This is a genomic window from Lachnoanaerobaculum gingivalis, assembly GCF_003862475.1.
GTDB classification, from domain to species: Bacteria; Bacillota; Clostridia; order Lachnospirales; family Lachnospiraceae; genus Lachnoanaerobaculum; species Lachnoanaerobaculum gingivalis.
On record NZ_RRCO01000002.1, the window covers coordinates 25,524 to 46,897 of the forward strand.

General features: G+C 36.3%; 18 protein-coding genes. All 18 read left to right on the forward strand.

All coding sequences use genetic code 11. The features are described from left to right. Positions 1–107 precede the first annotated feature (107 nt). Positions 108–284, forward strand: coding sequence for a 30S ribosomal protein S21 (gene rpsU, locus EHV10_RS04430; RefSeq protein ID WP_005539624.1), 177 nt, complete (start codon positions 108–110; stop codon positions 282–284). Between the two features lie 71 nt (positions 285–355). After that, positions 356–1,348 (forward strand): PhoH family protein, encoded by a 993-nt coding sequence (locus EHV10_RS04435; RefSeq protein WP_128673619.1) that lies wholly within the window; start codon positions 356–358, stop codon positions 1,346–1,348. A gap of 39 nt (positions 1,349–1,387) precedes the next feature. After that, the gene (ybeY, locus tag EHV10_RS04440) at positions 1,388–1,882 is read left to right on the forward strand and encodes an rRNA maturation RNase YbeY (RefSeq protein ID WP_128673620.1); all 495 of its coding nucleotides are present in this window, start codon (positions 1,388–1,390) and stop codon (positions 1,880–1,882) included. Continuing rightward, positions 1,882–3,537, forward strand: coding sequence for a putative polysaccharide biosynthesis protein (locus EHV10_RS04445; RefSeq protein WP_128673621.1), 1,656 nt, complete (start codon positions 1,882–1,884; stop codon positions 3,535–3,537). The genes ybeY and EHV10_RS04445 overlap by 1 nt, the downstream gene beginning before the upstream one ends. Next, positions 3,534–4,748 carry an aminoacetone oxidase family FAD-binding enzyme gene (locus tag EHV10_RS04450; protein WP_128673622.1) on the forward strand — a complete coding sequence of 405 codons (1,215 nt, stop codon included), beginning with the start codon at positions 3,534–3,536 and terminating at the stop codon, positions 4,746–4,748. The genes EHV10_RS04445 and EHV10_RS04450 overlap by 4 nt, the downstream gene beginning before the upstream one ends. A 10-nt stretch (positions 4,749–4,758) precedes the next feature. Continuing rightward, positions 4,759–6,375 carry an NAD(P)/FAD-dependent oxidoreductase gene (locus tag EHV10_RS04455; protein ID WP_128673623.1) on the forward strand — a complete coding sequence of 539 codons (1,617 nt, stop codon included), beginning with the start codon at positions 4,759–4,761 and terminating at the stop codon, positions 6,373–6,375. A gap of 1 nt (position 6,376) precedes the next feature. After that, complete coding sequence (proB, locus tag EHV10_RS04460; RefSeq protein ID WP_128673624.1) at positions 6,377–7,213, forward strand: glutamate 5-kinase; 837 nt, start codon at positions 6,377–6,379, stop codon at positions 7,211–7,213. Positions 7,214–7,220: 7 nt separating this feature from the next. Beyond that, on the forward strand, positions 7,221–7,439 hold the full coding sequence (locus tag EHV10_RS04465) for a DUF896 domain-containing protein (protein ID WP_128673625.1): 219 nt from the start codon (positions 7,221–7,223) through the stop codon (positions 7,437–7,439). Beyond that, complete coding sequence (locus EHV10_RS04470) at positions 7,411–7,998, forward strand: 5-formyltetrahydrofolate cyclo-ligase (RefSeq protein ID WP_243116068.1); 588 nt, start codon at positions 7,411–7,413, stop codon at positions 7,996–7,998. The genes EHV10_RS04465 and EHV10_RS04470 overlap by 29 nt, the downstream gene beginning before the upstream one ends. A 50-nt stretch (positions 7,999–8,048) precedes the next feature. Beyond that, the gene (gene miaB / locus EHV10_RS04475; RefSeq protein WP_128673626.1) at positions 8,049–9,476 is read left to right on the forward strand and encodes a tRNA (N6-isopentenyl adenosine(37)-C2)-methylthiotransferase MiaB; all 1,428 of its coding nucleotides are present in this window, start codon (positions 8,049–8,051) and stop codon (positions 9,474–9,476) included. Further along, positions 9,477–12,125, forward strand: a complete 2,649-nt coding sequence (gene mutS, locus EHV10_RS04480) for a DNA mismatch repair protein MutS (RefSeq protein ID WP_128673627.1) — start codon at positions 9,477–9,479, stop codon at positions 12,123–12,125. Between the two features lie 4 nt (positions 12,126–12,129). Then, on the forward strand, positions 12,130–14,115 hold the full coding sequence (gene mutL / locus EHV10_RS04485; protein ID WP_128673628.1) for a DNA mismatch repair endonuclease MutL: 1,986 nt from the start codon (positions 12,130–12,132) through the stop codon (positions 14,113–14,115). Next, positions 14,112–15,062, forward strand: coding sequence for a tRNA (adenosine(37)-N6)-dimethylallyltransferase MiaA (miaA, locus tag EHV10_RS04490; RefSeq protein WP_128673629.1), 951 nt, complete (start codon positions 14,112–14,114; stop codon positions 15,060–15,062). The genes mutL and miaA overlap by 4 nt, the downstream gene beginning before the upstream one ends. After that, positions 15,055–16,332 carry a methionine gamma-lyase family protein gene (locus tag EHV10_RS04495; protein ID WP_128673630.1) on the forward strand — a complete coding sequence of 426 codons (1,278 nt, stop codon included), beginning with the start codon at positions 15,055–15,057 and terminating at the stop codon, positions 16,330–16,332. The genes miaA and EHV10_RS04495 overlap by 8 nt, the downstream gene beginning before the upstream one ends. A gap of 85 nt (positions 16,333–16,417) precedes the next feature. Beyond that, positions 16,418–17,107 carry a RadC family protein gene (radC, locus tag EHV10_RS04500; RefSeq protein ID WP_034212413.1) on the forward strand — a complete coding sequence of 230 codons (690 nt, stop codon included), beginning with the start codon at positions 16,418–16,420 and terminating at the stop codon, positions 17,105–17,107. Continuing rightward, positions 17,107–17,937: a rod shape-determining protein MreC gene (gene mreC, locus EHV10_RS04505; protein ID WP_009662605.1), complete on the forward strand. Its 831-nt coding sequence runs from the start codon at positions 17,107–17,109 to the stop codon at positions 17,935–17,937. Before radC ends, mreC begins: the two co-directional genes overlap by 1 nt. Then, the gene (gene mreD, locus EHV10_RS04510) at positions 17,938–18,447 is read left to right on the forward strand and encodes a rod shape-determining protein MreD (RefSeq protein WP_128673631.1); all 510 of its coding nucleotides are present in this window, start codon (positions 17,938–17,940) and stop codon (positions 18,445–18,447) included. It abuts the gene before it with no gap. Then, positions 18,447–21,320, forward strand: a complete 2,874-nt coding sequence (locus tag EHV10_RS04515; protein ID WP_128673632.1) for a penicillin-binding transpeptidase domain-containing protein — start codon at positions 18,447–18,449, stop codon at positions 21,318–21,320. Before mreD ends, EHV10_RS04515 begins: the two co-directional genes overlap by 1 nt. Positions 21,321–21,374: the final 54 nt, after the last annotated feature.

The following is a 21,374-nucleotide window of genomic DNA, read 5'->3' on the forward strand; positions in this document are numbered from 1 at the left end:
GCTTATATTGCTGTATATTTATTTGAAATACATATTGACGAATCTGTACTTTATGGTATAATGATATAGATTTTGAATTTCACAACCGGAGGGAGGTTAGATCTTAGATGTCAAACGTGATTGTGAAAGAAAACGAGAGTCTTGACAGTGCACTTAGAAGATTTAAAAGAAATTGTGCTAAGGCAGGCATTCAACAAGAAATTCGTAAGAGAGAGCATTACGAGAAGCCAAGCGTAAGACGTAAGAAAAAGTCTGAAGCAGCTAGAAAGCGTAAGTTTAATTAATTGCGTGTTTTCACAACCTCGGTCATTTGACCGGGGTTTTCTTTTTAAAGAAAACTTTTAAGGAGAACAATTTGAGTATAATTGAAAATATTATAGATATACCTATGGAGCATGAAAGGAATGTCTGTGGTGAGTTTGATATATATTTGAAGAAAATAGAGAGAACGCTGAAGGTAAGTATGATTGCCAGAGACGGCAGCATAAAGATAATAGGCCCAAAACCTTATGTGGATAAGGCGAAATCTGTTTTCAACAATCTTATAGAACTTTCTAAAAGAGGAAATCAAATCACTGAGCAAAATATAGATTATGCCCTTTCATTGTCATTCACACTTGAAGATGACAAGATTCTTGAAATTGATCAGGATGTGATAGCAAGAACTATCTTGGGTAAGCCGATAAAACCGAAAACTCTGGGTCAAAAACAGTATGTAGACCTTATCAGAGAAAAGATGATAGTTTTTGGTGTAGGTCCTGCAGGAACAGGAAAAACTTATCTTGCTATGGCAATGGCGATACAGGCTTTTAAAGAAGGAAGTGTAAACAGAATTATTCTTACCAGACCTGCAATAGAAGCCGGAGAAAAGCTTGGATTTTTACCGGGGGATTTGCAAAGTAAGATTGATCCGTATTTAAGACCTTTATACGATGCATTGTATCAGATAATGGGTGCCGACAGCTTTTTACACAATCAGGAAAAGGGATTGATTGAAGTTGCTCCTCTTGCATATATGAGAGGTAGAACTCTTGATAATGCATTTATAATTCTTGATGAGGCACAAAATACAACACCGGCACAGATGAAAATGTTTTTAACAAGAATCGGATTCGGTTCAAAGGTGATAGTGACCGGAGATCAAAGCCAAAAGGACCTTCCCGAAGGACAGACCTCAGGACTTGACAGTGCACTTAAGATTTTAAAAAATATAGATGATATAGGTATATGTATGCTGACCAATAAGGATGTGGTACGACATCCGTTGGTTCAAAAGATTGTGGAAGCCTATGATATATATGAAAAGAAAAATATATCAAAGGATGATAAAAAGAGATTTAGAAAATAAATACAGCCTTTTTGGCAGATTATATAATGGCGAGGGAGTATGACTATAGAGATAAGCTATGAGTCTAAAATAAAGCTGGATATACCATATGAGTATATAATAAACAAAATGGTAGTGGCATCACTTGATTTTGAGGATTGTCCATATGAAGCAGAGGTTTCTGTTACTATTGTGGATGATGATGAAATAAGAAGGATAAACAATGAATACAGAGGAATTGATAAGTCTACAGATGTGTTGTCATTTCCTTTTAATGAATTTGATATTCCGGGTAATTTTGATAATATCGAAGAAAATGTGGATGCATTTAATCCTGAAAGCGGAGAGCTGCTTTTGGGTGATATAATACTTTCAACAGAGCATATAATTGAACAGGCAAGGGAATACGGACATAGTGAAACCAGAGAACTTGCCTTTTTGGTTGTTCATTCCATGCTACATCTTATGGGATATGACCATATGATTGATGATGAAAGAAAAGATATGGAAGACAGACAGAGAAAAATTTTAGAGCTTGAGGGGATTAGCAGATAATGCCGGTGAAAACAACAAAAACGGAATCTAATAATTTTTTGGTGCAGGGAGCCATATTGGCGATTGCAGGGATTTTGGTCAGACTTATAGGGTTTGCATACAGAGTGCCGCTTCTTAGAATAATAGGGCCAGACGGAATGGGGTATTATTCAACCGCATATAATTTATATGCAATAATTCTTTTATTGTCCTCATATTCATTGCCCTTGGCAGTCAGTAAGATGGTTTCTGTAAGAATTTTAAAAAATGAATATAAAAATGCAAATAAAATTCTTAAGGCAGCACTGATATATGCAACTATAGTGGGTGGTCTTGGTTTTATTGTTGTTTTTTTCGGAGCGGATTTTTTTGCAAGCAGTCTATATCAAATGCCGCTTGCAAAATATGCACTTCAAAGTCTGGCACCGACGATATGGATTATGGCATATCTTGGAGTGCTTCGAGGATATTTTCAAGGACATTCAACTATGATTCCCACCGCTCTTTCACAGATATTTGAGCAGATAGTAAATGCCGTTGTATCGGTAGCCGCTGCATATTATTTATGTGAAATGGCGGTAAGACATGCTAAACCCGAAGCTGTACAATTGGCTTATGGTGCTGCAGGAGGTACTGTAGGTACAGGTGCGGGTACTGTTATAGCTTTATCTGTTATTCTGATATTCTTTTTTCTTTCAGCAAAGGACAGAAGGAAGAAAATAAGAGATGATAAATCGGCAAAAAAAGAGAGTTTTTCCACGATTACAAGGATACTTATACTTACAGTAATTCCGGTAATAGCTTCCACCGCAATTTATAATATAAATTCGGTTTTGGACGGTATGGTATTTGGACAGAGTATGAAGGCATTGGGCTTGGAGGAGGAGACTTCAAAGCTTTATGGTATATACACAGGAGGATACCTTGTACTTGTAAATGTGCCTGTAGCAATATCAAATGCAATGTCATCATCACTTATTCCTTCAATTTCAAGGAGTTTCAGCAGGGGTGAAAGAGCTGATGTAAACTCAAAGATTTCAATGGTAATAAGATTTGCATCCATTGTAAGTTTCCCATGTGCTATCGGGCTTGCGGTAATATCTGTGCCTGTAATGGGGATTTTATTTAAAGATGTCCAAGATGCTATGATGGCATCATATTTAATGATTATAGGCTCGGGTGTGGTAGTTCTGTATTCTGTTTCCACAGTTACAAATGCTGTACTTCAAGGAACCAGCCTTATAAATAAGCCGGTTAAGAATGCTTTTATATCACTGATAATACATTTTATTATACTGTATATATTATTATTTACATTTAAATCAAATGTAATCGGATTGGTATTTGGAAATATGGTCTTTGCGCTTTCGATGTGTGTTCTAAATGCGAGAAGTATAAGAAGAAATCTATCCTATAAACAGGAGCTTATAAAGACTTATCTTATGCCGTTTATTTGCGCGGGATTAATGGGAATAGTTGTATATATTGTATACACATTTGTTTTAAGATTCAGCAGCAGTAGGGTCATGCTTACATTAATACCTATTATGGTTGGAGCACCTGTTTATGCAATACTTTTGATCGGTACAAAAACTATATCAAAGAATGAGATATTGCAGATGCCAAAGGGTAGAAAAATAGTAAATATTTTACAGAAAGTCAGGCTTTTGAAATGAAAGTTGGGATTGTAGGCGGTGGAGCAGCAGGTATTATGTCTGCTCTATTTGCGTGTAAGAGAAAGGACGAAGTTACCGTCATTGAGCACAATGACAAGCTTCTAAAAAAGATACTTTCTACCGGAAACGGAAAATGTAATTTTACAAATACAAAACTTGAACCTTCAAATTATCACTATAATGAAAGGGTAATAAAGTTTATAGAGAGATTTAACCAATTTGATACTATAAAGTTTTTTAACACTATAGGGATAATAGAGTATATAAGAGACGGGTATACTTATCCAAACTCGGAGCAGGCGGCTTCTATCAGAAATGCACTTTTAATGGAGCTTGAAAGAAATGATGTGAATATACTTTTAAATACCTATGTAACAGAGATATCTAAGAATAAAGATGTGTTTACAATGGAAATTTGCAATGCTACTGATAAAAGTAAATCAAAGCTTTATTTTGATAAGATTATTATTGCTACAGGTTTAAAAGCTGCGCCGAAACTTGGAAGTGACGGATCCTTTTTACCTATTTTAAAAAATCTTGGTATAAAATATAAGTCTGTTTTGCCTGCGCTTTGCGGAATTGCATTGGATAATAAAAACTTCTTTAAGATAACATCAGGTGTCAGGGCAAAGGGGAAAATATCGGTATATGTCAGGAATGTGGAACTTGCAAGTGATTTTGGAGAATTGCAGTTTGTTGACACCGGCATATCAGGGATACCTACATTTCAAGTAAGCAGATATGTAAGTATTGCTATTGATAAAAAAGATAATGCAAGAGTTTCGCTTGATATGTTTTCACATCTTGGGAGTATAGAAAATATATTGAACGAGAGAAAGAAAATACCTTCATTTATTACTATGGAGGATATAGGAAACGGACTTATAAACTCAAAACTTTGGCTTGGAATACTTGGTTTGGCAGATATCAGGGCTGATTTAAAAATAAAAAAATGTGATAATAAGAGTTTTGAAAGATTAATTTCTATTTGTAAAGAGATGAATTTTAATGTTAAAGGTACCGGAGATTTTGACAAGGCTCAAGTTTGTACAGGTGGTATTTCCTTAGATGACGTGGATGATAATCTGATGTATAGGGGTATTAAAGATATGTACTTTGCAGGTGAAATACTTGATGTTGACGGAATCTGCGGAGGCTATAATTTACAGTGGGCATGGACATCCGGATATATAGCCGGTGCAGGAAGATAAGGAAGATAAAATGTTACATATAAATTCTTTACAGCTGAATGTACATCATGATGAAAATGATTTAAAGAAAAAACTTGCCAAGACTATCGGCTGTAATATAGATGAGATAAAAGAATATGAAATAAGGAAAAGATCGATAGATGCCAGAAAAAAGCCTGAGATCTCATATTCATATTCCATAGATGTAAGTCTTTTAAATGAGACAAAATATTTAAAGAAAAATAGGGCTTTGAGTATTGCAAAGCCGGTAGTTTATGCTTATGAAGATGCCGGAAAGCTTGAAATACAGGAAGAGAGTAAAAGACCTGTGGTAGTGGGATTTGGCCCTGCGGGTATATTTGCCGCACTTTTACTTGCAAGATCCGGTCTAAAGCCTATAGTAATAGAGCGAGGTGGCTGTGTTGAAGACAGAACCTTGAGTGTAAATAAATTCTGGAGTGAAGGAAAGCTTGACACCGAGTCCAATGTTTCTTTTGGAGAAGGAGGAGCAGGTACATTCTCGGACGGAAAGTTAAATACTTTGGTTAAAGATACTTTCGGCAGAAACAAGTTTGTATTAAAGACTTTGGTGGAATACGGAGCACCAAAGGAAATTTTGTATGATAATAAGCCGCATATAGGTACAGACCTTTTAACAGGTATAGTAAGAAAGATAAGAGAAGAAATAAAGGAGCTGGGTGGTGAGGTAAGATTTGACACCAAGCTTATAAATATAGAAAATATAAAAGACAATAAAAAGAAGATAGAAGCAGTAAACAAAAGAAACGGCGAACATGAAATAATTGAATGTGAAAATATAATACTCGCACTTGGACATAGTGCCAGAGATACCTTTAAAGCTTTAAAGGAAATGGGAGTTTATATGGAGCCGAAGTCCTTTGCACTTGGTATAAGAGTTTCTCATTCACAGCATTTGATAGATATTTCACAGTATGGAGATAAAGAAGCGAAGTTTTTATCGCCTGCACCTTATAAACTTACATTTAGGTCAAGTTTTGACAGGGGTGTGTACTCATTTTGTATGTGTCCGGGTGGGTTTATAGTAAATGCTTCCACAGAAGACGGAAGAATTGCGATAAACGGTATGAGTTATCATAAAAGAGACTCGGGAGAGGCAAATTCCGCTATTATTGTAAGTGTGTCTGAAGAAGATTTTGATAAATATGCAGATCCGGCTGATCCGCTAAAGGGTATTGAGTTTCAAAGAAGACTTGAAGAAGAAACTTTTAATATGGGTAAGGGAAGAGTGCCTGTACAAAGACTGGTGGATTTTCTTGAGGGAAGAGATAGCGACGGTTTTGACAATGCCGATTTGAAGATCAAGGGAAGTACTACCATTGCAAGAGTTGACAAGCTCTTCCCGAAAGAAATATATGAGAGTATGAAAGAGGCTTTTACAGATTTTAACCGTAAGATAAAAGGGTTTATAAATGAAGATGCCTATGTAGCGGCTATAGAGTCCAGAACTTCATCACCTATAAGAATAAGCAGGGATGAGTCTTTGGAAGCAAATTTTTCCGGAATATATCCATGTGGTGAGGGTGCAGGATATGCCGGCGGTATAATGAGTGCTGCGATGGACGGATTAAAGGTTGCCGAAAGGATTATTGAAAAGTATAAGGAGTAGTATGGATATAAGACAAAAGGTAAAAGATGCCAAAAGAATTGTAATAAAAATCGGTTCTTCAAGTATCACTCACTCTGAAACAGGTGAGCTTCATCTTTCAAAAATAGAAAAACTGATAAGACAGATAGCAGATCTGAAAGGAGCGGGAAATGAAGTTGTATTGGTTTCATCAGGTGCTATTGCAACAGGAAGACATTCTCTTGGTATAAATGAAAAGCCTTCAACCCTTTCAGAGAAGCAGGCTCTTGCAGCTATAGGACAGGCCAGACTTATTATGGAGTACAGAAAGCTTTTCTCTGAATATAATCTTAGAATAGCGCAGATTTTGATGACAAAGTCAACTATAACCAATGATATTTACCGTGAAAATGCAAAGGCTACTTTTACACAGCTTTTGGCATATGGTGCAGTGCCTATAGTAAATGAAAATGATACAATATCTACATATGAGATTCAGTTTGGTGATAATGACAGATTGTCTGCTCTTGTGAGCGCCCTTGTGGAGGCGGACCTTCTTATACTTTTATCCGATATTGACGGACTTTATACTGATGATCCGAATACAAATAAGGATGCAGAGTTTATAAGTTTTGTAGAGGATGTGGATAAATATATGGATATGGGTAAATCAACATCTAAGTCAGGACTTGGTACAGGAGGTATGTATACAAAACTTTTGGCGGCACAGATAGCAACCAATTCAGGCTGCGATATGGTAATTGCAAGTGCAGAGAATATGAGTATAATAGAAAATATTGCAAATGGTGAGGAGATAGGAACATATTTCCCTGCCAAGAGCAATAAAGATTTTAATTGGTTAAATTGTTTGGAAGAGTAGGTGAAAAATGGATAATACAAAAATCGACAGAATAAATGCATTGGCTCATAAGCAAAAGAGTGTGGGACTTACTGAGGAAGAAAAGATAGAGCAGGCAGCACTTAGAAAAGAGTATATAGAATCAATAAGAGAAAACTTAAGAGCAAACCTTAATAATATTTCAATACAAGAGGCTGACGGAAGCATAACAGATCTTGGTGAAAAGTTTGGAAAGAAGAATGAATAAGGGTGAGCTTAGAAAGTTATTACTTGATAAGAGAAATTCAATCTCAAGAGAGGAAGTCTTATCTGCAAGCGAGAGCATAATAAGAGAGATAGATACTTTAATAAAGAGAAATAAAAGTATTGTACTTCTAGGATTTATGCCGCTTGGAAATGAGATAGATCTAAGACCTTTATATAAAAGGATACTTTCCGGATATTATAAGAATGAGTTTGATATTGATATTACATTGGGCTTACCAAGAGTATGCGGTAAGGAAATGAGATTTTTCAAGGTGGACTCACTTGATAATCTGGAAAAATCAAAGTTCGGTATAATGGAACCGAGGCTTTATAGTGAAGAAATCATTGCAAAAAATGCTCATGTGATGGTTCCTCTTATAGGATTAAATAAAGATAAGAGAAGGCTTGGCTTTGGTGGCGGATTTTATGATAAATATTTCGGAGAACATAGAGATAATACATTGTATGGCTTAGCTTATGATTTTCAGATGAATATTGATTTTGAAGTAAATGAGTATGATATTGCAATGGATCATATATTTATGGCAAAAGTTGGATAAGTTATTTATTGTGTGACTTATTCCAATTTAAAGATATTAGAAAGAGGATTATGGAGAATTTAATACCTAATGAGGAACCGTTAAGACAGGAATATTTCATGTCTGAGGTCAATGATATAATACATGCAAAGGCAATAGACAGAGGAGTATATCCTACATATAAGGTGGTTACCTTTGGATGCCAGATGAATGCAAGGGATTCTGAGAAATTATCCGGAATACTTAGCGGCATAGGATATATAGAAGCTGAGACCGAAGAAGATGCGGACCTTGTACTTTTCAACACCTGTACTGTAAGAGAGAATGCAAATGACAGACTCTATGGTAGAGTGGGGCAGCTCAAAAAAAGCAAGGAAAAAAATCCCGATATGATAATCGGTATCTGCGGATGTATGATGCAGGAAGCGGAGGAAGTGGAAAAGATCAAAAAATCCTACAGACATGTGGATCTCGTTTTTGGAACTCACAATATATATAAACTTGCTGAGATACTTTTTGAGCATCTTACAACTAAAAAGCAGGTTGTAAATGTTATGGAAAGTGCCGAAATGATTGTTGAGAAGCTTCCAAATAAGAGGGAGTTTGCTTTCAAATCAGGTGTAAATATTACTTTCGGTTGTAATAACTTTTGCAGTTACTGTATAGTGCCATATGTAAGAGGTAGGGAAAGGTCCAGAAAACCTGAGGAGATAATTGATGAGATCAAGGGACTGGTGGCTGACGGTGTAAAAGAAATCATGCTGCTTGGACAAAATGTAAACTCATATGGAAGAGGACTTGATGAAGAGATAAGCTTTGCCACCCTCCTTGATAGAATTGCACAGATAGACGGTTTGGAGCGACTAAGATTTATGACACCTCATCCTAAGGATCTTTCAGATGAAGTTATTGATGTGATGAAGAAAAATAAAAAGATTTGCAAACATTTGCATCTGCCGCTTCAGTCGGGAAGTTCTGAGATCCTTAAAAAGATGAACAGAGTTTACAATAAAGAGGGGTACCTGGATCTGGTAAGAAGAATAAAGGCGGCTATTCCGGATATTTCGCTTACAACAGATATTATAGTGGGATTTCCGGGAGAAACTGAAAGAGACTTTTTAGATACTTTAGATGTGGTAAAGGAAGTTAGATATGACTCCGCATTTACATTTATTTATTCTAAACGTTCAGGAACACCTGCCGCAAAGATGGACGATCAGATAGATCCAAAGGTTATTAAGGACAGATTTGACAGACTTTTAAAAACCGTACAGGATATTGCGGCGGAAAATACAAAGAAAAATGAAGGAAAATGTATGCCTGTTTTGGTAGAGGGAAAGAATGATCATTTGGATGGTTATCTTAGCGGAAAGCTTGAGAATAACCTAACGGTACATTTCAAAGGTCAGGAAAGACTGATAGGTGAAATAGTGGATGTTATTTTAGATGAAGCAAAAGGCTTTTACTATATGGGACATATAAAGACAAGTGAGGCATAAATGGCACTATCTCCTATGATGTCAAAATATCTGGAGACTAAGAAAGAGTATCCGGATTGTATACTTTTTTATCGTCTGGGCGATTTTTACGAGATGTTTTTTGAGGATGCTACAGAGGTGGCAAGAGAATTAGAGCTTACCCTTACAGGTAAGGATTGCGGACTTGAAGAGAGAGCGCCTATGTGCGGTGTGCCATATCATGCTGCGGAAACTTATATAAACAGACTTGTACAAAACGGTCATAAGGTTGCTATTGCGGAGCAGATGGAAGATCCTAAGCTTGCAAAGGGACTTGTAAAAAGAGAAGTTGTTAGAATTGTTACTCCGGGTACTATCACAAGTACCGGAGTATTAGCTGATGATAAAAATAATTATATTATCTCTATTTTCTATATTGATGAGAGATTTGGGCTTGCAACATGTGATATTTCAACCGGTGATTTCTTTGTTACAGAGCTGGTTTCTATAAGGGAACTCTTTGATGAGATACAAAAGTATCAGCCCACAGAAATTATATGTAATCACGCTTTTGAAATCAGCGGTATTTCACTTGAGGAACTGAAGAAAAAGTATAATATTACAATAACATCTCTTGACAATACATATTTCAGTGAGAAAAACAGTACGGATATATTAAAGAGACATTTTGCAGTTTCAAGTATTGAAGCATTGGGACTTTCAGAGTTTTTGGATGCGACCATATCATCAGGTGCAATGCTTAGATATCTGTATGAGATGCAAAAGAGCTCCTGTGCACAGATAGTTGGAATAAGTGCATATAAAAATGGAGACTATATGATAGTGGATACAAGCTCAAGAAGAAATCTTGAGTTGGTGGAAACTATGAGGGAGAAAAAGAAAAACGGCTCACTCTTAGGTGTACTTGATAAGACAAATACAGCTATGGGTGCCAGAATGCTTAGGGGATTTTTGGAGCAGCCGCTTGTAAATAAAGAAAGAATAATAAACAGGCAGGAAGCCGTGGCGGAACTCTTTGACAGATACATTGACAGAGAAGAGCTTAGAGAGTACCTAAATCCTATATATGATCTGGAAAGACTTATGTCAAGAGTTGTAACAAAGAATGCCAATACCAGAGACCTTCTATCTTTATCTGCTTCTATGAAGATGATAAGTCCGATAAAAGAGGTATTAAAGACTTTTGAGTCTGAAGAGATTAAAAAGACAAATAATAATCTCGACAGACTTGAAGATATAATCGATATAATAGACAGGGCTATAAATGAAGACAGTCCGCTTTCATTAAAAGAGGGTAATATTATAAATACCGGATATAACAGTGAGATAGATAAGCTTAGACAGGCAAAAACCGAGGGCAAGAATTGGCTGGCTTCTTTGGAGTCTGAAGAAAAAGAAAAAACCGGAATAAAGAATCTGAAAGTGAAGTTTAATAAGGTATTCGGATATTATTTTGAGGTAACCAATTCATTTAAAGATATGGTACCGGATTATTTTATAAGAAAGCAGACTCTTACCAATGCGGAAAGATATACCACAGACAAGCTTAAAGATTTGGAAAATATAATACTTGGTGCTGAGGATAAGCTAAACAGCTTGGAGTATGAAGTTTTTGTTGAAATCAGAGATGAGATTGCAAAGAATGTAAACAGAATACAATCAAGTGCAAAGGCGGTTGCTTATATAGATGCCATATGTTCATTGGCCACAGTGGCTTATAACAATAATTATATAAAACCTGAAATAAATACTACAGGTATTATTGACATAAAGGATGGCAGGCATCCTGTAGTTGAGACAATGCTAAGTGATGATTCGTTTATTGCAAATGATACCTATCTTGATCAGAATAAGAAAAGAATGTCTATTATTACCGGACCGAATATGGCGGGTAAGTCAACTTATATGAGACAGACAGCTCTTATTTGTATGATGGCTCAAATAGGAAGTTTTGTACCTGCAAAACAGGCAAACCTTTGTGTTTGCGACAGGATCTTTACCAGAGTCGGAGCTTCGGATGACCTTGCAAGCGGCCAGTCAACTTTTATGGTGGAGATGACTGAGGTTGCAAATATTCTCAGAAATGCTACCAGAAATTCTTTGGTTATTTTAGATGAGATAGGAAGAGGTACATCTACATTTGACGGTCTTGCTATTGCATGGGCGGTGGTAGAGCATATTTCAAATATAAAGCTGATAGGTGCAAAGACTCTTTTTGCAACACATTATCATGAGCTTTCAGAACTTGAGGGTACACTTCCGGGTGTAAACAATTACTGTATATCCGTAAAAGAAAACGGTGATAATATAGTATTCCTTAGAAAGATAATCGCAGGCGGTGCGGATAAGAGCTACGGTATACAGGTGGCAAAACTTGCGGGAGTACCTGACAGCGTGACAAACAGAGCAAAGGAGCTTATAGAGGAGCTTTCAAGTGCAGATATTGCGACCAGAGCAAGAGAGATTGCGGAGGCTACACCGGCGGTTTCAAAGAGAAAACCTGTAAAGAAGATGAGTGAAGTGGAGGCAGGCCAGCTTTCACTATTTGATACGATAAATAATGATACGATTATTAAGGAAATTTCAGAAATTGATATTACTTCAATGACTCCTATGGATGCCTTGAACACATTGTATGCTTTGCAGAATAAGATAAAGAACAGGATATAAGTGTATGATTAACATACTGGATAAGGGTACTATTGATAAGATTGCGGCAGGTGAGGTGGTTGAGAGACCTGCATCAATAGTAAAGGAACTTTTGGAAAATTCAATAGATGCGGGAAGTTCTTCCATTACAGTAGAAATAAAAAATGGCGGAATTGACCTGATAAGAATAACGGATAATGGTTGCGGTATTGATTCAAAAGAAGTAAAAACGGCCTTTTTAAGGCATGCCACCTCAAAAATAGTAAGTGATAAAGATCTTATCTCTATAAAGAGTTTGGGATTTCGTGGTGAAGCACTTTCAAGTATTGCTGCAGTTTCAAGATGTGAGATAATCACAAAGACAAGAGATGAGCTTACCGGGGTTCGCTACTATATGGAAGGCGGTGTCGAGGTTGAATTTGAGGAAATCGGAGCACCGGACGGAACCAGTATAATTATCAGAGATATTTTTTATAATACTCCTGCCAGAAGAAAATTCTTGAAAACCGCTTCTACTGAAGGGGCACATATCAGTGAGCTTGTAGAGAAGATGGCTATGTCAAATACAGATATTGCCTTTAAGTTTATAGCAAATAATCAGGTGAAGCTACAGACAAACGGAAACGGAAATCTGAAAGATATTATATATCAGCTCTATGGAAAGGAGATATCAAAAGCATTATGTGCGGTTGATTATGAAAAAGACGGGGTAAAAATAAAAGGTGTTATTGCAAGACCTGAAGTTACAAGAAGTTCCAGAAGTCTTGAAAATATTTTTGTAAACGGAAGATATATAAAGGATAATATTATATCAAAGGCTATTGAAGACGGTTTTGGTGACAGACTTATGCAACATCAGTATCCTTTTTGTGCTATCAGTTTTTATTTGGAAGGTGTGGATGTAAATGTTCATCCAAGAAAAATGGAAGTAAGATTTTCTGACGGAAATCATATCTACAATTGTACAAAAGAAGCTGTGGAGGAGATTTTTAAGACTCAGAGCAGTATCAGAGAGGTACCTGTAGGTAAAACCTCCGCCAATGAAAGGAAGGTGTTTACAAATACACCTGAGCCTTTTGAAAACAGAAGAAGGGATATCGAGTCGCAAAAGCCTACAGATAATTCAAGTGATAAAATACAGTGGACTATACCCAAGGAGAGTAATTACAATCCGCAAAATGACTATGCACTTTTAAAAGATGATATTTCAAATAACTCTTCTGAAAAGGATACAGGATATTATAGAGATTTTGAGCATGCAAATAAGGTGCAGGATGTACTTGAAGATTCATCATATGAAATGCAAACAGTTAAAAACAGTGCAGAACAAAGTATTTCAGATAATTCAAATCCTGTTCATACAAATAGCGAGATAGATAATTTAAGTGCAAGACCATCTGCATCACAGCTGTCATTTTTTGATACAGAAGCAAAGAAGTATATAAAGGTAATCGGACAGGTGTTTGATACATACTGGATAGTACAGCTGGAAAATGAGATGTATATAATAGATCAACATGCGGCACATGAAAAGGTAATGTATGAAAGACTTTTAAAAGAAAGTAAGGACAATAAGATTTCAGCACAGATGATAAATCCGCCGATTATAGTTACCTTAACTGATTTGGAGCAGGATGTTTTAAATAAGCATATGGATGAGTTTAAGGCTGCAGGATTTGATATAGAGGAATTTGGAGGAAAAGAATATAAGATAAACTCAATTCCGAATATTTTCCCTTCAATTCCTAAGGCAGAGCTTTTTAATGAGATGCTTGCAGACAGCACAAATTATGATATTATATCCCCGTCAGAGCTTATTTTGGCAAAGACGGCATCTATGGCTTGCAAGGCTGCTATAAAGGGAAATATGCGAATTTCTCTTGTTGAGGCAAATGATCTTTTTGATGAGTTGCTTTCACTGGATAATCCATACAATTGTCCGCACGGAAGGCCGACTATAATAAAAATGAGCAAGCAGGAAATTGAAAAGAAGTTTAAAAGGATAGTATGACAAAGAATAAATTGATTATTCTTGCAGGACCTACCGCATCGGGAAAAACCTCTGTATCTATTGATTTGGCTAAGAGAATTGGGGGAGAGATAATAAGTGCGGACTCCATGCAAGTATATAAATATATGGATGTGGGAACTGCGAAAATATCGGTAGAAGAGATGCAGGGGGTAAAACATCATTTAATAGATGTGCTGGATCCGAATGAAGATTTCAATATCGTAAAGTTTCAAAACATGGTAAAATCTTCTATAGAGGAAATAGTAAAGAACGGACATATACCTATATTGGTCGGTGGAACAGGATTTTATATACAATCTATTATTTATGATATTGACTTTAATAATGAGGATGATAACAGATCTATAAGAAAAACTCTCGAAGAAGAATATGATACTTTCGGTGCAGACTTTATGTATGAGAAACTAAAAAAAATTGACATGGTTTCTGCGAATAGTATACATAAGAACAATAAAAAGAGAATAATTCGTGCAATAGAGTATTTTATGATAAATAATACACCTATTTCTTTACATAATGAAGCACAAAGAAAAAAATCCTCTCCATATGATTACAGATTTTTTGTGCTGAATCCGCCAAGAGATATCCTATATGAAAGAATTAATCAAAGAGTAGATATAATGGTGGGAAAAGGTCTTGTGGATGAGGTAAAATCATTAAAAGAAAGAGGCCTATCAAAGGCTAATATTTCCATGCAGGGCATTGGATATAAGGAAATACTTGAGTATCTGGAAGGTGATACCACTCTTGAGACTGCTATAGAGAATATTAAGCAAAATACAAGGCATATGGCAAAAAGGCAGGTGACTTGGTTTAAGAGAGAAAAAGATGTGATCTATGTGGATCCTTTCTTATTTGAGAGCAATGAAAAAATAGTTGATTATATGATTGAGAAAATTAATTTAGAAAGAATAGATAATGAGTGATTTAAATAATATTTATGCGGAATTTGGTATTTCACAAAAAGTGGTAGATCTATCAGAAAAGGTTTTGTCATCTTTGGAAGAGAGATTTTTAGAGATAGATAAAAATGCCGAGTTTAATCAGATGAAAGTACTTGCCGCAATGCAAAAACATAAGGTAAGCGATATACATTTTGCGGCTACTACAGGATATGGATACAATGATCTTGGAAGAGATGTGTTGGAAGATGTATATGCTACAGCGTTTAAGGCCGAGGCTGCTTTAGTCAGGCCACAGCTGGTAAGCGGAACACATGCACTTCATGTGGCACTTTCAGGAAACTTAAGACCGGGTGATGAACTTTTATCACCTGTAGGAAAGCCTTATGATACTTTGGAAGAGGTTATCGGTATAAGAGATTCAAGAGGATCTTTAAGAGAGTATGGAGTTACATATTCACAGGTCGATTTACTTCCGGACGGTTCGTTTGACTTTGAAGGAATAAGAAAAGCTATAAATGAAAAAACCAAGCTTGTTACAATACAAAGATCAAAGGGCTATGCCACAAGAAAAACATTATCTGTTGAGCAGATAGGTGAACTTATAAAGTTTGTAAAATCAATAAATCCTAATATCATATGTATGGTAGACAACTGCTACGGTGAGTTTGTAGAGAGAATAGAGCCGATTGAAGTAGGTGCTGATATGATAGTTGGCTCTCTTATAAAAAATCCGGGAGGCGGATTGGCTCCTATAGGCGGATATATTGTCGGAACCAAGGAATGCGTGGATAATGCTTCTTATAGACTTTCGGCACCGGGACTTGGAAAAGAGATAGGTGCAAGTCTTGGAATGAATACAAGTATGTTTCAGGGATTTTTCCTTTCACCTACTGTAGTTGCAGGAGCACTAAAGGGTGCTATATTTGCGGCAAATCTTTATGAAAGCTTAGGATTTGACTGCCATCCGAATGCTACCGAGCCAAGATTTGATATTATTCAGGAGATCACTTTAAGAGATCCTAAGGCTTTATGTGCTTTTTGTGAGGGCATACAGGCTGCGGCTCCGGTAGATTCATATGTAAAGCCTGAGCCATGGGCAATGCCGGGTTATGACAGCGATGTAATTATGGCGGCAGGTGCTTTTGTAGGCGGTTCTTCTATAGAACTTAGTGCAGACGGACCTATGAAGGAGCCATATTCGGTATTTTTCCAAGGTGGACTTACATGGTATCATGCAAAACTTGGAATAATGTTGTCACTGCAGAAGATATATGATGCAGGATTGCTTTAGAATTTTACAAAATATTAATTAATTACTTTTATATTTTGTGATAAAATAAAATTACCTTTCATGCTTGGAGAGCGGAAAGGGATTTATGGGAAAAATAAAGGAATTACCACTTGAACAAAGACCATATGACAGAGCGCTGGAGTATGGAGTGGAATCGCTTACAGATGTTGAACTTTTGGCTGTGCTTCTTAGAAGCGGTACAAAGGATGTCAATGTAGTAAATCTTGCATACAATATTCTTGAGGGTAATGGTGAAGGATTTGGAATACATAGTATTTTTCACCATAATATTGATAAATTGATGGCTATCAAGGGCGTAGGCAAGGTGAAGGCTGTACAGATACTTGCACTTGGAGAGTTTTGTAAAAGAGCGTGGGAGAGAAAAAACACAAGAAAAAGTATTTCTTTTTCTTCTCCTGATGTGGTTGCAAATTATTATAAGGAGAGTATCAGACACTTGGAAGTTGAGGAACTTAGAATAATCTTCCTTGACACAAGACAGAGGCCGATTTCAGATATGGTGATTTCTGTTGGAACTGTGAATGCTTCTTTGGTTTCCGTCAGAGAGATTTTGATAGAAAGCTTAAAGCATTTGGCGGTAAATGTTATTTTACTGCACAATCATCCAAGTGGTGACCCGTCGCCGAGTAAGGCGGACATAGATATAACAAAGGATATTAATAAAGCGTTGGATAGTATAGGGATAGAACTTATAGACCATATAGTTATAGGCGATAACTGCTATTACAGCTTTAAGGAACAGGGGATTATTTAATGGATTCTAGAAACCGACTTGTACTGATAATTTTAAGTATAATTAGTATCATTCTTATAGGAATAACTTCATTCAATGATTCTATTATTTCGCCTTTAAGACAGGCTGTAGGAATTGTATTATTGCCGGTTCAATCCGGCGTAAATACTGCAGGTAGGGCGATATATGACAATATAGAAGAGCAAAGAAAGTTACATGACGCAATCAATGAAAATACATTGCTCAATAAAAGAATCGATGAGCTTACAGAGGAAAATACAAAGCTGATGGCGGATAACGGAGAACTTGCAAGACTCAGAGAACTGTATAAGCTTGATGAAAGTTATTCGGACTATGAGAAGGTTGGAGCCAGAGTAGTGGCAAAGGACAGTACAAAGTGGTTTTCTACTTTTACTATCGACAAAGGCAGTGATGACGGCATAGCCGTAGATATGAATGTTATAGGCTATGGCGGACTGATCGGAATAGTGACCGATGTAGGGAAAAATTATGCAAATGTACGTTCAATTATAGATGATATATCAAGAGTAAGTGCAATGTCTCTAAGAACAGGTTCACTTTGCAGAGTTGACGGAAATCTTGAGCTTTATAATGACGGAAGATTGATTTTAAAAGATGTCAAGTCGGATGCGGATATCTCCGAAGGTGATATGATAGTTACATCAAATGTATCAACCAAGTATTTGCCGAATATTTTAATCGGCTATGCCAGAGATTTAAAGGAAGATTCTTCAAGGCTTACAAAGAGCGGATATATAATACCGATAGTGAATTTTGATACTATATCTGAAGTTCTTGTAATAACCAAAAAGAAGGAAGTGAGTGATTAAATGAGAAGAATAATAGTGAATATAGCTTTTATTATATTTGCATTTGCACTTCAGATATGCATTTTCCCGTTCATACCGTTTTTATATGCCTCGCCGAACTTACTTATAATACTGACATTCACTTATGGATTCAGTCTCGGTGTGGAAGAAGGAATGCTCTACGGTGTGTTATGCGGAGTTTTGATGGACTTGTACTTTGCAGGTCCTTTCGGATTTTTTACTTTATTATTTATATGGATAGGGTATATTAACGGTAGGCTTTCAGCCTTCTTTTATGAGGAATATATAGTTTTACCTGTTATAGTGTGCATGATAAGTGAAGTTATGTACAATGTGTTTATTTATGTTTTCAGATTCTTGATAAGGGATAAATTTGAGGTTTTATACTATTTGAAAAATATTGTAATACCCGAGGTAATAATAACGCTTATATTTACATTGTTATTATACAGGTTTTTACTTTGGTACAATAAAAAACTCAGGATATTGGACAGTAGAGGAATTAATTAGTGATAAGGGATTTTAAAGATTTTTTAGGGGACTTTTTTGAAAAGATAAAATCCTCCAGACTATTTATACTTAGTGTAATATACGCCTTCATGGTATTTATCCTTGGATCTAAACTTTTCACCATGCAAATGGTAAACGGAAAAGAGGCACAGGATAAGTATGTTCAAAAAATAAAGAAAACGGTAGCCACTACAGGTGCAAGAGGAAATATATATGACAGAAACGGCAATCTCTTGGCCTATAATAAGTTGTCATATACTGTAACTATCACAGATGGCGGATACTATAAAAAAGTAAATGATAAAAATAATATGTACTACAGGCTGGTGCAGATTTTAAGAAAACATAACGAGAATATCGAAGGGGATTTTTTGGTAGCGGTAGATGAAAACGGTGATTTCTACTATACCACAAAATCCGACGCTGCCAGACTTAGATTTATTGCAGATATGTACGGCTTGAAATCATTGGATGAACTTGATGATAAGGCCGGAAAGTATCCTTCAAATATCAGTGCGCAGGAGATGGTTGATAAAAAACTTAAAACCTACGGACTTGATAAAATGACTGACAGTGACGGCAATATCTACAATTTGTCCGGTCAGGACAAAATAGATTTGATAAATATAAGATATGAGATGGGTAAAAAACTTTACAGAAGGTATGAGCCCACTATTATATCTACAAATATATCTGAGGAAGCAAAGATTGATATTATGGAAAATACAGCATCCTTGATAGGTGTTGATGTGGAAAATGACACCCTAAGAGTCTACAATGATGCGGTTTATTTTTCAGATATAATCGGATATACCGGAAAAGTTCCGGATGAAAAGCTTGATGAACTTTTAAAGGAAAGACCTGATTATACATTAAACGATATTGTAGGAAGAATCGGTATAGAAGAGAGCATGGAGACCACATTGCAGGGTACAAAGGGCTCAAAGACTATGATAGTTGACAATGTGGGAAGGATTATAGAGACCATAAGCGAAGTTGAATCAAGTGCCGGAAATGATGTATATCTTACTATTGATAAGAATTTGCAAATAGCTACCTATCGCCTGGTTGAGCAGCAGCTGGCAGGCGTTTTGGCAAGCAAGATTGTAAACGAGGACAATCCGAATACGGATTCAACAGATTCAACACATAGACTTATACCTGTGAAAGATGCTTACTATCAGCTTATAGGTAACAATGTACTTGATACGACTCACTTTGCAAAAGTGGATGCGTCTGCAACGGAGCAAAGCCTTAATGCAAAGCTTACAGCACAAAAGGAAAGTATTTTAGTATCAATAAATAACGAGTTGACTTCAAGTACCCCTACGGTAATGGGCGGATTGCCTGAAGATACAAAGGCATATTTAAACTATATACATTCCGCACTTACAAAGAAGAGCATAATAAAAAAGGATAATATAGATACAAAATCCGAGGTTTATCAGGCATGGAAAAATGAGACCACTTCGCTTAGAGATTATTTGTTTATAGGAATATCAAGCGGTTATATTGATACTACGGTATTCTTTAACGACAGTAATTATTCAAGTGCTGAAGATATATACAGCAAGCTTGTAGAGTATATTCAAAATATGCTTAAGGATGATGCCGATTTTGATAAGCTTGTTTATAAATATTTGATCAGAAACAATGTGGTTACAGGAAGAGAACTTTGTCTGGCACTTTTCGATCAGGGAGTACTCAATATGGATGAAGCCGCATATGCTCAATTGGCTGCAGGAAATGAAGGCTTTGCTTTTCCTTTCTTTATTGATAAGATTTCAAGGATAGAGATAACGCCGGCACAGCTTGCGCTGGATCCTTGTTCTGCCGGAGCGGTGGTTACAGATGTAAATACCGGTGAAGTAAGAGCATTGGTATCGTATCCGGGTTATGACAATAACAGATTGGCAAACTCTATGGATGTTGCATACTTTAACAAATTACTGGAGGACGAAAGTTTGCCGCTATATAATAATGCGACTCAAACCAAGAAGGCGCCGGGTTCAACTTTCAAGCCTATTACAGCAATTGCAGGTCTTGAGGAGCATGTTATAAATGCAACGGACACGGTAGTGTGTACAGGTATTTACGATACTATAAATCCGGCTATAAAATGTTGGATTTATCCGGGAAGTCACGGACCGGATTCTGTAGTAAAAGCTATACAGGATTCATGTAATGTGTATTTTGCCGAGACGGGACACAGGCTTTCTACAGACGGTAACGGTGAGTATTCATCCGAACTTGGTATAGAGAGACTTAAAAAATATGCTACAATGTTCGGACTCGATCATAAATCGGGAGTTGAAATAGTGGAAAATGAACCGCAGATTTCAGATATCAACCCTGAACAGTCATCTATCGGTCAGGGTAATCATTCATTTGCAAATATTCAGCTTGCAAGATATGTAGCGACTATTGCAAATCAGGGAACTGTTTTTGAACTGAGTCTTTTGGATAAGGTTTGTGATCAATACGGAAATGTTGTACAGGATTATACCCCTGTTTCAAATTATCATGTGGATATCAGTCAGGATACATGGAATAATGTTCGAGAGGGTATGTACAGGGTTATAAAAGAAGGCTCCGCAAGGAAAGTATTTACCGATCTGAATATTAATATTGCAGGAAAGACAGGTACTGCACAGGAGTCAAAGACGAGAGGAAATCATGCTTTCTTTATCTCTTTTGCACCTTATGAAAGTCCTGAGATAGCCGTTACGGTAAATATCCCTTACGGATATTCCTCAACAAATGCGGCAGTTATCGGTAAGAATATTTATAAGTATTATTATAATCAAATTAGTTTGGATTATATATTGAATAATAGTGCACTTGATGTAAGTGATGTAAGAATTGGCGACTGATTTTAGAGGAAAATATGTTAATTTTCAAAAAACACTGGATTTTTTTGCTAAATT

What these genes read in the sequence shown, in the direction of transcription:
- mutL (WP_128673628.1), top strand. Translation starts at nt 12,130, where the DNA reads ATGATTAACATACTGGATAAGGGTACTATTGATAAGATTGCGGCAGGT.
- mreD (WP_128673631.1), top strand. Translation starts at nt 17,938, where the DNA reads ATGAGAAGAATAATAGTGAATATAGCTTTTATTATATTTGCATTTGCA.
- EHV10_RS04495 (WP_128673630.1), top strand. Translation starts at nt 15,055, where the DNA reads ATGAGTGATTTAAATAATATTTATGCGGAATTTGGTATTTCACAAAAA.
- rpsU (WP_005539624.1), top strand. Translation starts at nt 108, where the DNA reads ATGTCAAACGTGATTGTGAAAGAAAACGAGAGTCTTGACAGTGCACTT.
- mreC (WP_009662605.1), top strand. Translation starts at nt 17,107, where the DNA reads ATGGATTCTAGAAACCGACTTGTACTGATAATTTTAAGTATAATTAGT.
- proB (WP_128673624.1), top strand. Translation starts at nt 6,377, where the DNA reads ATGGATATAAGACAAAAGGTAAAAGATGCCAAAAGAATTGTAATAAAA.
- EHV10_RS04445 (WP_128673621.1), top strand. Translation starts at nt 1,882, where the DNA reads ATGCCGGTGAAAACAACAAAAACGGAATCTAATAATTTTTTGGTGCAG.
- miaB (WP_128673626.1), top strand. Translation starts at nt 8,049, where the DNA reads ATGGAGAATTTAATACCTAATGAGGAACCGTTAAGACAGGAATATTTC.
- mutS (WP_128673627.1), top strand. Translation starts at nt 9,477, where the DNA reads ATGGCACTATCTCCTATGATGTCAAAATATCTGGAGACTAAGAAAGAG.
- ybeY (WP_128673620.1), top strand. Translation starts at nt 1,388, where the DNA reads ATGACTATAGAGATAAGCTATGAGTCTAAAATAAAGCTGGATATACCA.
- miaA (WP_128673629.1), top strand. Translation starts at nt 14,112, where the DNA reads ATGACAAAGAATAAATTGATTATTCTTGCAGGACCTACCGCATCGGGA.
- EHV10_RS04465 (WP_128673625.1), top strand. Translation starts at nt 7,221, where the DNA reads ATGGATAATACAAAAATCGACAGAATAAATGCATTGGCTCATAAGCAA.
- radC (WP_034212413.1), top strand. Translation starts at nt 16,418, where the DNA reads ATGGGAAAAATAAAGGAATTACCACTTGAACAAAGACCATATGACAGA.
- EHV10_RS04450 (WP_128673622.1), top strand. Translation starts at nt 3,534, where the DNA reads ATGAAAGTTGGGATTGTAGGCGGTGGAGCAGCAGGTATTATGTCTGCT.
- EHV10_RS04455 (WP_128673623.1), top strand. Translation starts at nt 4,759, where the DNA reads ATGTTACATATAAATTCTTTACAGCTGAATGTACATCATGATGAAAAT.